The 13,293-nt window shown below is 59.6% G+C and carries 10 protein-coding genes; 5 read left to right on the top strand and 5 right to left on the bottom strand.

The features are described from left to right. The first annotated feature begins 36 nt into the window (after positions 1–36). From ACWFTY_RS01665 to ACWFTY_RS01655, 3 genes are all read left to right on the top strand, one after another. Positions 37–1,233, top strand: coding sequence for an acyl-CoA dehydrogenase family protein (locus ACWFTY_RS01665; protein WP_447525669.1), 1,197 nt, complete (start codon positions 37–39; stop codon positions 1,231–1,233). A gap of 24 nt (positions 1,234–1,257) precedes the next feature. Further along, complete coding sequence (locus tag ACWFTY_RS01660) at positions 1,258–2,391, top strand: acyl-CoA dehydrogenase family protein (RefSeq protein ID WP_447525668.1); 1,134 nt, start codon at positions 1,258–1,260, stop codon at positions 2,389–2,391. Between the two features lie 192 nt (positions 2,392–2,583). After that, complete coding sequence (locus ACWFTY_RS01655; RefSeq protein ID WP_447525667.1) at positions 2,584–3,885, top strand: spinster family MFS transporter; 1,302 nt, start codon at positions 2,584–2,586, stop codon at positions 3,883–3,885. Here ACWFTY_RS01655 and ACWFTY_RS01650 read toward each other — a convergent pair. Continuing rightward, complete coding sequence (locus tag ACWFTY_RS01650; RefSeq protein ID WP_447525666.1) at positions 3,874–4,608, bottom strand: SDR family NAD(P)-dependent oxidoreductase; 735 nt, start codon at positions 4,606–4,608, stop codon at positions 3,874–3,876. The genes ACWFTY_RS01655 and ACWFTY_RS01650 overlap by 12 nt on opposite strands. 87 nt (positions 4,609–4,695) lie before the next feature. On the opposite strand from ACWFTY_RS01650, the gene ACWFTY_RS01645 reads away from it, so the two are divergent. Continuing rightward, positions 4,696–5,466, top strand: coding sequence for an SDR family NAD(P)-dependent oxidoreductase (locus tag ACWFTY_RS01645; RefSeq protein ID WP_447525665.1), 771 nt, complete (start codon positions 4,696–4,698; stop codon positions 5,464–5,466). A gap of 69 nt (positions 5,467–5,535) precedes the next feature. Continuing rightward, positions 5,536–6,852, top strand: coding sequence for a spinster family MFS transporter (locus ACWFTY_RS01640; protein WP_447525664.1), 1,317 nt, complete (start codon positions 5,536–5,538; stop codon positions 6,850–6,852). 4 nt (positions 6,853–6,856) lie between these two features. On the opposite strand, the gene ACWFTY_RS01635 is transcribed toward ACWFTY_RS01640, so the two are convergent. From ACWFTY_RS01635 to ACWFTY_RS01620, 4 genes are all read right to left on the bottom strand, one after another. After that, positions 6,857–7,630 (bottom strand): SDR family NAD(P)-dependent oxidoreductase, encoded by a 774-nt coding sequence (locus ACWFTY_RS01635; RefSeq protein ID WP_447525663.1) that lies wholly within the window; start codon positions 7,628–7,630, stop codon positions 6,857–6,859. A 25-nt stretch (positions 7,631–7,655) separates the two neighbouring features. Further along, positions 7,656–9,287, bottom strand: coding sequence for an FAD-dependent oxidoreductase (locus ACWFTY_RS01630; RefSeq protein WP_447525662.1), 1,632 nt, complete (start codon positions 9,285–9,287; stop codon positions 7,656–7,658). Positions 9,288–9,369: 82 nt separating this feature from the next. Continuing rightward, positions 9,370–11,235 carry a hydantoinase B/oxoprolinase family protein gene (locus ACWFTY_RS01625; protein WP_447525661.1) on the bottom strand — a complete coding sequence of 622 codons (1,866 nt, stop codon included), beginning with the start codon at positions 11,233–11,235 and terminating at the stop codon, positions 9,370–9,372. 1 nt (position 11,236) lies between these two features. Further along, positions 11,237–13,291 (bottom strand): hydantoinase/oxoprolinase family protein, encoded by a 2,055-nt coding sequence (locus ACWFTY_RS01620; protein ID WP_447525660.1) that lies wholly within the window; start codon positions 13,289–13,291, stop codon positions 11,237–11,239. Positions 13,292–13,293 lie beyond the last annotated feature (2 nt).

Here is a 13,293-nt window from a genome sequence, read left to right as displayed (position 1 = left end):
TATAGTCCGGCCAAATTCTTACCAAGGAGCGCTCCCATGAATCTAGAATTCAGCGAAGAAGAAAAGGCCTTTCGCGCCGAAGTGCGTGAATTTATTGAAAATAATTATCCGCAGGATATCGGGACCCGCGGTGTGCAGGACGAAATGGGCCGCGAGGATTTGCTCGCCTGGCATAAGATTCTCGGCAAGAAGGGCTGGTCGACTCCGGCCTGGCCGAAGGAATATGGCGGCACCGACTGGACGCCGACCCAGCGCTATATCTGGGGTGAGGAAAATGCGCGGAAGAACACTGTGATGCCTTTGCCGTTCGGCGTCGCGATGGTTGCACCGGTGATCTACACATTCGGCAACGAAGAACAGAAAGCCCAGCATCTGCCGGGCATCCGCTCGGGTGAAGTATGGTGGTGTCAGGGCTATTCCGAGCCTGGTGCCGGTTCTGATCTGGCCTCGCTGAAAACCACTGCGGTTCGCGATGGCGACGATTATATCCTCAACGGCCAGAAGACCTGGACCACATTGGCGCAACATGCCGACTGGGGTTTCTTCCTCTGCCGGACCGACCCGGATGCACCGAAGCCGCAAATGGGTATCAGCTTCATCCTCGTCGACATGAAGACGCCCGGCATTGAAGTGCGCCCGATCAAGCTGATCGACGGCGGCCATGAAGTCAACGAAGTGTGGCTGACCGATGTCCGTGTGCCGGCGACCAATTTGATTGGCGAAGAAAATAAGGGCTGGACCTATGCCAAGTTCCTGCTTGCGCATGAACGCTCCGGCATTGCCGGCGTCGCTCGCTCCAAGCGCGGTGTCGAACAGCTCAAGGAAATTGCCACTGCCGAGATGCTCGATGGCAAGCCGCTGATCGAGGATATGGGTTTTGCCCAGAAGATCAGCCAGCTGGAGATTGACCTTTCCGCTCTGGAAATCACCGAACTCAGAACATTGGCAGGCGAACAGGCTGGCAAGGGTCCGGGGCCGGAGAGTTCGTTGCTCAAGGTCAAGGGTACGGAAATCCAGCAGCGGCTGACCGAGCTGACACTGGAAGCGGTTGGCCATTATGGCGCGCCCGATTTCCGCAGCTTCCCGGATGACGGGTCGAACGACTTCCCGATCGGGCCGGACTATGCCCATCATGCGGCACCGACCTATTTCAACATGCGCAAGACGTCGATCTACGGCGGGTCCAACGAGATCCAGCGCAACATCATCACCAAAATGATCCTCGGCCTTTAACCGGACCGACAAAGGGGAACCAATATGGATTTCGATTTTACCGACGAACAAAATATGGTGCGCGACGGAATTTCGCGCCTGATCCGTGAACAATATGATTTTGATACACGGCGCAATGTGATCGCCAGCGAATCCGGCTGGCGGCCGGAGCTCTGGGCGCAGCTCGCCGAGCTAGGCATGCTGGCCGCGCCATTTTCGGAAGAAGACGGCGGTTTTGGCGGCGCGACCGAATCGATGATCATCATGGAAGAATTCGGCAAAGGCCTTGCGGTCGAGCCGTTCATCCCGAGCGTGGTTTGCGCAGGCGGTGCTCTGAAACATGGCGGTAACGCGGCACAGCGCGAAGAATATATCGGCGGAATCATTTCCGGCGAGATGATCTTTGCTTTTGCCTATGCCGAACCGCGCGGTCGCTATGATCTGGCCAATCTCGAAACCACGGCCAAGGCCGATGGCGGCGATTATGTCATCAATGGCCACAAGGCTGTCGTCATTGGCGCGCCTTGGGCGACGCATCTTGTCGTCACCGCGCGCACATCGGGCGGCCAGACCGACAAGGACGGCGTCTCGCTATTCATCGTCGACAAGGCAGCGCAGGGCGTCAGCACGCGCGACTACGCCACGGTCGACGGTCGCCGCGCTTCGGAAGTCTATTTCGAAAATGTCAAAGTCTCCGGCGATGCCCTGATCGGTGACGCCGGCAACGGTCTTCCGTTGATCGAGAAGGTCGTCGATGAAGCAACTGCAGCGGTTTGCGCCGAAGCGGTTGGCGCGATGAAGGTTACCAACGATACCACGCTCGACTATTCGCGCCAGCGCAAGCAGTTCGGTGTGCCGATCGGCTCCTTCCAGGTGCTTCAGCACCGGATGGCGGACATGCTTATGGAATATGAGCAGTCGGTTTCGATGTGCTATCTTGCCACGATCAAGCTTGACGAAGATGACGCGACGCGCAAGAAAAACGTCTCTGCTGCCAAGGTACGCATTGGTCAGGCAGCGCGGTTCATCGGCCAGTCGGCGATCCAGACCCATGGCGGCATGGGCATGACCGACGAACTGGCAGTGGGCAGCTATTTCAAGCGCCTGTCGATCATCGAAGGCGAGTTCGGCAGCGTCGATCACCATATGCGACGGCATATCGCTTTAACTGCAGCCTAACGGGACAAATTCCGTCATCCCGAACTTGATTCGGGACCCGGACCGGCGACGAGCAATGTGCGCGACCATGGCTCCGGGTGCTGAATCAAGTTCAGCATGACGACGACATCCTATCATTTAAGGGGATAGAGCCACGCTGGTTCTGTCCCCTTTTTCACGCTAGGCCATCATCATCCTTTGGAGAGGGTGAAGATGAACAAAAATTCCAGTCCGGCCTCTGGCGGCATCTATCGATATTATGTCCTGATCATGCTGATGCTGACCTTCATGTTCAACATCACCGACCGTCTGGTGATGTCGATCCTGATCGAGGATATCAAAGCCGAATTTGTCCTGAGCGACACGCAGATTGGTCTGCTCGCTGGCACAGCCTTCACAATATTCTATCTGCTTCTGGGTATTCCCGCCGGCCGGCTGGCCGATCGCACCAATCGCCGTACCATGATCGCCGTTGCCGTATCGCTGTGGAGCGTCATGGCAGCATTATGCGGTGCGGCGACCGGTTTCTGGACGCTGTTTCTGGCGCGCCTTGGGGTCGGCGTCGGCGAGGCCGGAGGCGCGCCGCCGTCGGTGTCGATCATCACCGATTATTTTGCCCCGCACGAGCTGTCCCGAGCCATGGGTATATTTGCGGCGGGCGCGGTACTGGGGCCGGTGCTGGGCTACTCTGCGGGCGGCTATCTTGCTGCGGAATATGGCTGGCGCTGGGCTTTCATTCTTCTGGGTCTGCCCGGCGTGATCCTTGGGATCATCATCTATCTGACGATCAGGGAGCCGGTTCGCGGACGCTATTTTCAAGGCGATCCCAAGGCATCCGGTGCCGAGAAACAGGAGCCATTCAAGACAGCCATGCTTTCGCTCTGGCGCAACTCCATTGTTGCCCGGGTGATTTCAGCCAATGCTTTCGCCAATATCCCGTCTTTTGCCTTTGCCATCTGGCTGGCGCCGATCCTGATCCGCAAATTTGAAATTACCCAGGGAGAGGCCGGACTTTATCTTGGTGCAGTTTTGTTCATTGGCGGTGTCCCCGGGATGATATTTGGCGGGTTCCTGGCCGACTATCTTGCTAAAAGAACGCCGAAATGGCGCCCGTGGTATTGCGCCCTGGCGCTGGCGCTGACCTTGCCTTTCTGGGCTTCCTGCTTGCTCGCCGAGAGTCTGCAATGGACGCTGGGACTTTATGTCGTCGGTTATATATTGCTCGTTTCGACCCAGGGCGCAGCCTATTCGATGATCCAGGCCGCAGTAAAGCCGACCGAACGGGGCACGGCTTCTGCCGTGGGCAGTCTGCTCGCCAATCTGCTGGGCTATGCGATCGGGCCGGCGTTGATCGGCGTGATGAGCGATGGTTGGGCCGATGAATATGGCTCCATGTCGCTGAGCTACGCCGTCATGGTAACCGCGGTGGTCAGTCTGATCGTCTCGGTCTGCCTGTTCTGGTGGACCAGCAAGGCGATGACCGACCAGCCCTCCGGACTTGCGTTACAGCAATAGACCCCCGTCAGCGATGATTGTCTGCCCGACAATATAGCCGGCCAATGGTGACGCGAGGAACAGCACCAGTCCCGCCATATCATCCGGATCACCGATGCGGCCGAGCGGGATCGACCGGATGGTCGCTTCCCGGCGTTTGGGATTGTCGGTGGTGACCTTGGTCATCTTGGTCGCGATCAGACCCGGTGCGATACCGTTGACCCGGATGCCGTCCGGTGCCCAGGCTTTGCCTAATGTCCGCGTCAATCCGGCAGCACCAGCCTTGGAGGCATTATAGCCGGGATTGCCGACGGTCGCGTGAAAGGCGGCGGTCGAACTGATGATGACCAGCGAACCCTTCGCGTCTTTCAGCAGATCATAAAATTGCCCGGCGCAGGTCATCAGACTGTTGAGATTGACCTGCACGACCTTGGCGAAATTTTCCGGCTCGAATTCGGCGCGTTTGTACATCACCATGCCCTGCGAGCACACAAGTATGTCGAGCTTGGCGAATTTCTGTCGCAATGCGATGATCGCGGCATCGTCACCCGCATCAAGCTGGTGATAGGTCAGGCCGGCCAGATCGGAACCTTGGTCATAATCCGCTTCGCTGGCCCGTGTTCCCGTGACATGGACCTCGGCCCCACAGCCGCGAAAGGCCTGCGCGGTGGCATTGCCGATGCCGCTCGAGCCGCCGATTATGCAAACGGTTTGGCCGGTAAAGTCGATGGACGTGTCGATCATGATCTTCTCCTATGCAATTGACTATTGGCCGAGCATTTCGGGATCGTCTAGAGCTTGTTGCACAATCTACCCCGGAGCAGAGACATTATGGATATTCCCTTTTCCCTCGCAGGCCGCACCGCGCTGATCGCCGGTGCCTCATCGGGTTTTGGCGCGCGTTTCGCCAGGCTGTTTGCCGCCGCTGGCGCCAATGTTGTTCTGGGTGCCCGGCGAACCGACCGGACCGATGCTTTGGCGAAAGAAATTATCGATGCAGGTGGTAAAGCGCTGGCGGTTCCGCTGGATGTTACCGACGAGGCTTCGATCATCGCCGCCTATGATGCGGCAGAGGCGAAATTCGGTACGGTCGATACGATCGTCGCCAATGCCGGCGTGGCCGCGACCGGGCGATCGACCGAGGTGCCGGCGGACCGGTTGCAGATGTTGCTCGATACTAATTTCAAGGGCGTTTATCTGGTAGCGCGCGAAGGGGCCAAGCGGCTGATCGCCAGCGGCAGCCGTGAAAAGGAGAACGGCCGGATCGTCATCATCGGTTCGATCACCTCGCGGCTGACCGGCGAAGGCGACAGCGCTTATGCCGCGAGCAAAGCGGGCGTGACCCATCTCGGCCGCAATCTGGCGCGTGAATGGGTGCGGATGGGGGTCAATGTGAACACCATTCATCCCGGCTATATTCCGACCGAGATCCAGGGTGACTGGTACCAGACTGCGGGTGGTGAGGCCCAAATTGCCGGTTTTCACCGTCGGCGCTTGCAGGATATCGAATCGCTCGATCCGATGATGCTCTATTTCTCTTCCGATGCATCGCGGATGGTCACGGGGTCGGATATCATCGTCGATGACGGGCAGTCTCTCTGACCAGACGGATGATCGGTCCTAGCTAAACAAAGGGTGCCGGGAGGAAAATAATCCTGTCATAGCTTGTCCATGGTAGAGGACATCCGCCCCAACGAGGGCATCGAGAATAAGGCAGATATTGAATCTGCTTCGCGGCGACGTGCAAATTATGCGCTTGCCGTCCTGTTCATTGTCACCATGCTCAATTTTCTCGACAGGCAGGTGATCTCGATTGTCGCCGAGCCGATCAAGCGCGACCTTGGCCTCTCGGACACGCAGCTTGGCCTGATGACCGGCCTGTCTTTTGCGATTTTCTATACCACGCTGGCGATTCCGCTGGCTGCCCTTGCGGATCGCTGGAACCGCAGCCGGATTATCGCCATTGCTATCGCCATATGGTCTCTGATGACGGTGCTTTGCGGACTGGCGGGCAGTTTTGTGCAGCTGTTCCTGGCGCGCGTTGGCGTCGGTATTGGCGAAGCGGGATCGGCGCCAGCGTCGCACAGTCTGATCGCCGATCTGTTCCCGCCCGAACGCCGCGCCGGAGCGCTCGGAATCATGGGCGCAGCGGTGCCGATCGGCGCGTTCATTGCTTATGCTGGCGGCGGCTATATTACGGAAATGTTCAGCTGGCGGGCCGCATTCCTGCTGGCCGGCTTGCCGGGGCTGATCATCGCACTGGTAATCTGGTTCACCGTGCCCGATCCGCGCGGCAAGGTCAGTCTGGCCAAAGCCTTTCAACCAGCGGCAGGCGAGATGACCTTGCGGGCAGCTTTGCTCGAACTGTCGCGCAAACCGGCTTATTGGCATCTGGTTGCTGCCGGGGTGCTGGTACAATTCATATCTTATGGCCTGGCCAGTTTCTACGGCGGACTGTTTGTCCGCGTGCACGGCATGAACTATGGCGAGCTTGGCTGGAAACTCGGCGTGATGGTCGGGATAACCGGTGGTTTCGGGGCCTGGTTTGGCGGCAAGACCGGCGATCTGATCGGCAAGCGGGATCCTGCGCTGCCGTTGCTGGCTAGCGGACTGGTTCTGGTGCTCGCTGCCCCCGGGATGATCGCGGCTATCTATGCCGAGAACGCCAATGTAGCGATTGCCCTGCTCGGATTTCCAACCTTTGCCGCGACCTTCTATTTCGGTCCCAGCTTCGCTGCGGTCCAGTCATTGGCCAGCGACCGGACCCGGGCCATGGCAGTGGCGATCTATCTGATGTTGGCCGGCCTGATCGGACTGGGCATCGGTCCGGTCTTTGTCGGCGGTCTGTCCGACTATTTCGCTGGCGGTAACCGCGATCTGGAAGCGAGCGCATTGCAGCAGGCGCTGATGGTATTGGCTCTTTTCAACCTCTGGGCTGGCTTCCACTATTGGCGCGTCTGGGTGTGGATGAAGCGCCAGCGGGCCTAGGGGGTCACTTGCCCCCGGTTACATAGAGACACTGGCCGGTTACCCAGCTTGACGCCGGCGAAGCCATATAGACCACCGCAGCGGCAATATCGTCTTCCCGGCCAAAGCGGGCCAGCGGGATCTGGAACTGCTTGAGCAGAGCCGCGCGTTTTTCTTCGGAGTCGATGCCCATGGACTCGTCGAAATTCTCGGTCGGGATCGGGCCGGGAGCCACTGCATTGACGCGAATGTTCGGTGCGAGCTCGAGCGACAGGCTTGCGGTCAGGCTGTTCACCGCCGCCTTGGACGCGCCATAAGGAGCATTCTTGACCTGTCCGCCGATTGCGGCGCGCGAGGAGATGTTGATGATCGCACCGCCCTTGTCGCTCATGCGATTGGCTGCGGCGACGGCGCCCATCCATACGCTCTTCAGATTGAGTTCTATCTGCGCGTCCCAGCTTTCTTCCGGGGTGCGCGTCAGATATCGGGGCATGCCATCTGGCAGACCGCCGGCATTGCTGACCCAGATCGTCAGCCGACCCAGTTCCTCGACCGCGCGGTTGGCGAGATTTTCCAGAGCGGCGCGGCTCGTCACATCCGTCGGAACCGCAATGGCGCGGCGGCCCATGGCGCGAATTTCCCCGGCAACCTTTTCCAGATCATCGGCAGAGCGCGCGGCGACCGCCACATCGGCCCCCGCTTCGGCCAGCCCGAGCGCAATCGCCCGTCCGATTCCCTTGCCGGCGCCGGTGACAACAGCGACTTCGCCGTCGAGTTTGAATTGATCCAGTATCCCCATTATTTCATCCCCTTGATCGTATCGGTTATTGATTGGCCCTTTGGGCCGCCGCACGGCCCGCAATATAGCCAAATGTCAGAGCTGGCCCCAACGTTCCGCCCGCTCCGGCATAAACGCTGCCGGTCGGCGCGCTGATAACATTGCCGGCGCCGAATAGTCCCGCAATCGGTTCGCCGTTGACATCCACTATCTGTGCCTGCGCGTTGGTTTTCGCGCCGCCATTGGTGCCGAGCGCGCCCATCCTGATTTCCACCGCGTAATAAGGCGCCTTGCCCAGACTGCCCAATGTGGCTCCCGCGCCTTCTCTGGAGCGGTCGCCGTAGAAGCGGTCATAGTCGGTTTTGCCGCGGCCGAAATCCTGATCGTCCAGTTGGTCGGCCAGCTCGTTGAAGCGGTCGACCGTGGCCGTGAGCTCTGTAGCATCGACCCCGATCTGTGCCGCGAGCTGTTCGAGCGAATCCGCCTGCGCCACCCATTCGGGCAGCGGAGTGCCGGGCATGATGGAGGACAGCGGATAGCGCTCCCGATATTGCGAATCGAAGATCAGATAGGCGGGCAGGTTGGGATGATCATAGGTCGCCGGATTGAAGGCATGAAAGGCCCCTGCGAGCGCGGAATAGTTCGCCGCTTCGTTGCAGAATCTCTTGCCGTCGCGGTTGACCATGATGCCGTGGGGCAGGGTCCGCTCGATCAGCACCGGCATGTTGCGGATCTCGCCGCTTTGCCATTGCGCTTCGGGTATCGCGAGGGTCGGAACCCACCAGGCGCTGGTCATATTGCCGAGGCCTGCGCCCGCTGCCATCGCCATTTTCAGGCCATCGCCGCGATTGGTCGGCGGCGACGCTGGTGCTTCGAGCGGCCCGCGCAGAAAGGCATGCTTCAGCGCGTCATTCCACTCGAATCCGCCGGTGGCCAATATTACGCCGTTTCGTGCTGTGATTGTTTCTTGCGCCGTGCCGCACTCGACGATGGCCCCGGTCACCCGGCCATTTTCGACGCAAAGCCGGTAACCGCCACAACCGAGAACTGGCTCTATACTACGATCCAGACAGGCCTTGAGCAGACGCCCGACGAGAGCCTGGCCCCAGCCGCGCAAATCTTCGGCATTGCGCCGTTGCAATTCTGCGGGATCAACCACTCCGCTGCCGCCACCTAGCGGCGTTTCGCGCAGCATCATTCGTGGCGATGGACCATTTTCGAACACACGGTCTCTCCATTCGCCGAGCGAAGTGAAATCAAAAAGCTCATTGTCGAGCGATCGTCCGCCATCCGCCTTGGCGCCGGGACGATCCTCGTAATAATCCGGATAGTCCGGCATCATCGTCAGCTTGATCGCATCGATGCCGGTCAGGAAGGTGAGCATCTGCCGCGCTTCGGTAACAAAGGCACCGAGCACCGCTTCATCCATCTCGCCATGATCGAGCGACAGAAAATAGGCGAGTGCCTCGGCGACACTGTCCTCTTTGCCCTGCGCCGCCATCTGGTCATGATCGGGGAGCCAGACCACGCCGCCGGATATCGCTGCGGTTCCACCGAGCCGGTCCTGCTTCTCGATCAGACGGACCGAGGCACCGGATTCGTGCGCCGCCAGCGCTGCGGTGAGACCCGCTGCCCCCGCACCGATGATCAGAACATCTGTATTGCTGTCGACGATCACACCTCTCCCGTGACTGGATTGGCTACCAGTCTAGGGGCTTGGATAAGGTGCGACAAACCGCACTTTGGATAGCGGCCAGATGCTAGGCGGCAACGGTTCCCGGTTGGACAGGTGCCGGCAGTCCGGTTTCTTCCAGACAATTGGCCCGCAGCGTTTCGATATCGGGACCAAAGTTGAACGGTCCGTCGGTCTCGACGGCATTCTCTGCCATTTCGGCGCGCAGGCTTTCCGTTGCCGGACCATCGACACTGCCGTCCCCGGCAATGACGACGCCATAGTCGCGGGCGCCTTTGACGGTCACCAGTCCCTGGCGGATTTCCAGCGCGACCAGTTCGGGATCACGTTCCAGTGGGTTGCCCCAGCCGCCGCCGCCCCAGGTGATGAAGTGAAGCAGATCGCCCTCGCGCACTTCGATGCCGTCCTGCTTGTTGCCGACAACCTCTGTTGATCCGTCGGCGCGCTCCAGTATCTTGGTGGCGCGGTCGCCCGGCTGGCCGCCGTTGACGCCCCACGGATAGGTGAACCAGCGGTCATCGTGAATCGCCACCGTTCCGGGTTCGAGGAACCGGTAGGTCATATGGATGCCATTGCCGCCGCGGAACAGTCCGGCGCCGCCGCTATCAGGCTTGGCTTCATAGCGCTCGATCCTGAGCGGGAAATATTTCTCGAGAAACTCGTTCGGGACATTGGTGAAGCCGGGCCACAGCGAGTGACCATCCGGGCCATCGCCAAAGGGACGTCCGGGAATGCCGCCAAAGCCGATCTGGAACAGCTGAAACCATTCACCGGACTTGTCGAAACCGGAATACATCAGATGCGGGCTCGAGGAGAAACCCGCGCCGTTGAGGAATTCGGGCTGGCGCTGGCCAAGCAGGCCGCCCAATATGTCGAAAATCCTCCCGAGTGCATGGGTGCGTCCGGCGAGCGCGGCGGGATATTTCGGCTTGAGCAGAGACCCTTCGGGAATCCGCACGTCGACCAGATCGTAAAAGCCGTCGTTGAACAATATCTGCGGATCGAACACCATGATCATGTAGATGCCGAAGAACATCTTGAACATATTCTCGTTGAGAAAGAAGTTGATCGAGCTTGGCGCCTGCGGATCGGTGCCTTCGAAATCGAGAATGACCTTGCCGCCCTCGCGCCACATCTTGCAGCTGATCTTGTACGGACCGAAGCCGACGCCGTCGTCACAGATATAATCGGAGAAGCTGACCGGTTCCTCGCCGATGCTGGTTTCGATCAGATGTTTCATCGCGCGATGGTTGCGCGCCAGCAGTAGATCGGTGGCGCTGGCAAATTCATCCTCGCCAAAGCGCCCGCACATTTCGTCGACTCGGCGGGCCGCCACACGGCAGGAGGCGATCAGCGCGTTGAGATCGGCAGCGCACCAGTCCGGCTTGCGGCTCTGGTGCAGGACGACCTTGACCATCTCCTCGTTATAAACGCCCTTCTGGTAGATTTTTACCGGCGGAATTCGGACGCCTTCTTCAAAGACACTCTTGCTGTCGATCGGGATCGAGCCGGCGACCTTGCCGCCAATGTCGGACTGGTGACCGAACATCGCGGTCCAGGCGACCAGCCTGCCGCCGCGATAGACCGGCAGCAAAACCAGCCAGTCATTATTGTGGCTGACGGCGCCGTCGCAGCTGTACGGATCGCTGAGGAAGATCATATCGCCTTCCTCGATCGTGCCGGGATAGGAGCGCAGGAAGCCGTCGATGAAGCTGCCGAACTGGCCGACCACCATCTTGCCGGCGCGGTCGGCGATCAGCGGAAAGGCATCGCCCTGTTCCCTGATTCCCGGCGACATCGCGGTGCGCACCAATGTGGCGTCCATCTCGATCCGGGCGTTGCGCAGGGCATTTTCCATGATGTCGAGGGTGACCGGATCGACCTCGACCTTGTTGAACGGAGCTTTGTTGGTTTCAATAATCTGTGCGGGCATATCAGGCTCCTTCCACCGGGTTGATGATCAGATTGCCATGGTCGTCGACCAGCGCATCGCAGCCGCTGTGAACGAGAGTGGTGGAGTCCATTTCGGTAATAATCGCAGGACCGGCTACGCGATTGCCGGCTTTGAGCAGAGCGCGGTCATAAATCACCGCATCCTGCATCTTGCCGTCCATATAGAGTTGATGATCACGGGTCTTGGCGCTGGATGGGTCGGCTTCGCCTTTTTCAATGACAGGCGGTGCAACATCGGCGCTCTTGCCCAGCGCGACGGCGCGCACGTTGACGATCTCGTGCGGCGTCTCGTCGAGATTGAAGGTGAATAATCGCTCATGCTCGGTATCGAAGCGGGCGATCAGGCTTTCGATCGAAAGGCCTTCCGGTTCCACCGATAGCGGAATTTCAAAGGCTTGCCCCGCATAGCGGATGTCGATTTCGTAGAGCAGCTCGATATCACCGGGCGCGACATCCTCGGCTTCCAGCTCCTGCTTTACCTGCGCGCCGAGACTGTCGAGATAGGCGGTGAGCTCTTCATCGGTCGTGTTCTGGACCATCTTGTTGAAGCTGCGCTGGGTTTCGACGCGTTGCCGTGTCGTCGCATCGCCATAGGCGCAGAGTACCCCGGGCGACGGCGGAATGATCACCGGCCAGCTGTTCATCAGCTTGCCCATCGCATTGGCGTGCAGCGGTCCCGCACCGCCAAAGCCCATCAGGGCGAAGTCGCGCGGGTCATAGCCCTGTTGAACAGAGACCAGTCGCAGCGCGCCGAACATATTTTCGTTAACAATATCGATGATGCCGGCGGCGGCGTCCATCAGCTCGATGCCAAGCGCATCGGCTATCGTCTGGACCGCTTTAGTCGCGCCCTCCCGGTCCAGCTTGAAACTGCCGCCGAGCAACGATTCGGGCAGATAGCCGAGCACGACATTGGCGTCGGTCACAGTCGGCTGTTCGCCGCCTTTGCCATAGGCAACTGGTCCTGGCTGGGCGCCGGCGCTTTCCGGGCCAACGCGTAGAGCCTTGGTCAGTTCGGGAACGAAAGCGATTGACCCGCCGCCGGCACCGACGGTTTTGACGTCGATCGACGAAGCGCGGACATTCAGGTCACCGACCGAGGTTTCCCGCTGCAGCCGTGCCTCACCATTTTCGATCAGCGCCACATCGGTCGAGGTGCCACCCATGTCGAGCGTGAGAATGTTTTTCACGTCGGCGCTTTTTGCTACCCAGACCGCGCCGGCGACACCGCCAGCCGGGCCGGACATCAGCAGGTTGACCGGAGCCTCGGCGCTTTTCTCGGCGGACATCAATCCGCCGTCGGAACGCAGCAGGTTGAGCTTCGCCTTGGTGCCCCAATCCTTCAGCTCTTTTTCCAGATTGCCGACATAGCGCGCCACGGCCGGGCGCACGGCACTGTTTGCAACCGTGGTGAGGGCACGCTCATATTCCTGCATCTCGGGCAAAATATCTGACGAGATGGAAATAGGGATATCAGGGAAGACTTCGGCGCAGATCGCAGCGACGGCTTTTTCATGCCGGCCATCAACATAGCTGTTCATCAGGCAGATGGTCAGCGCTTCTATTTCCTCGCTGGCTTTCAACTGTTCCAGCCGGGCGCGCATCTCGGATTCGTCCAGTTCGCGGACGGTTTCACCCTTGGCATCCATCCGTTCGGGCGCTTCGATCGTCCGTTCGAGAGCGGCCATCGGTTCGGGCTTGGGCCAGATGATCCAGGCGGCGAGGCCACCGGGCACAAGGCTGCGGGCAATCTGCATCACATGGCGATAGCCTTCGGTGACGACCAGGCCGACCTTGGCGATTTTCTTTTCAAGCACGGCATTGGTTGCGACCGTCGTTCCGTGCAGAAACAGGTCGATTTCACCGGGGGATATATTCTGACGCTCGCATAATCCGCGGGCGCCATTGATAACCGCTTGGGATGGATCTTCCGGGGTCGATGGCACTTTGTCCCGGAACGTCTTCCCGGTGGTTTCGTCAATCAGCAGAAGATCAGTAAAAGTTCCGCCGACGTCGACACCTAATCGATACCCCATAT

The organism is Parasphingorhabdus sp. NYA22, assembly GCF_976973735.1.
Note: the sequence above shows the minus strand (reverse complement) of the source record. Positions and strands in the feature narration are given on the sequence as shown.

Coding starts and splice junctions, on each gene's coding strand:
- ACWFTY_RS01655 (WP_447525667.1), top strand. CDS start 2,584: ATGAACAAAAATTCCAGTCCGGCCTCTGGCGGCATCTATCGATATTAT.
- ACWFTY_RS01635 (WP_447525663.1), bottom strand. CDS start 7,630: ATGGGGATACTGGATCAATTCAAACTCGACGGCGAAGTCGCTGTTGTC.
- ACWFTY_RS01640 (WP_447525664.1), top strand. CDS start 5,536: ATGGTAGAGGACATCCGCCCCAACGAGGGCATCGAGAATAAGGCAGAT.
- ACWFTY_RS01620 (WP_447525660.1), bottom strand. CDS start 13,291: ATGGGGTATCGATTAGGTGTCGACGTCGGCGGAACTTTTACTGATCTT.
- ACWFTY_RS01645 (WP_447525665.1), top strand. CDS start 4,696: ATGGATATTCCCTTTTCCCTCGCAGGCCGCACCGCGCTGATCGCCGGT.
- ACWFTY_RS01660 (WP_447525668.1), top strand. CDS start 1,258: ATGGATTTCGATTTTACCGACGAACAAAATATGGTGCGCGACGGAATT.
- ACWFTY_RS01650 (WP_447525666.1), bottom strand. CDS start 4,608: ATGATCGACACGTCCATCGACTTTACCGGCCAAACCGTTTGCATAATC.
- ACWFTY_RS01625 (WP_447525661.1), bottom strand. CDS start 11,235: ATGCCCGCACAGATTATTGAAACCAACAAAGCTCCGTTCAACAAGGTC.
- ACWFTY_RS01665 (WP_447525669.1), top strand. CDS start 37: ATGAATCTAGAATTCAGCGAAGAAGAAAAGGCCTTTCGCGCCGAAGTG.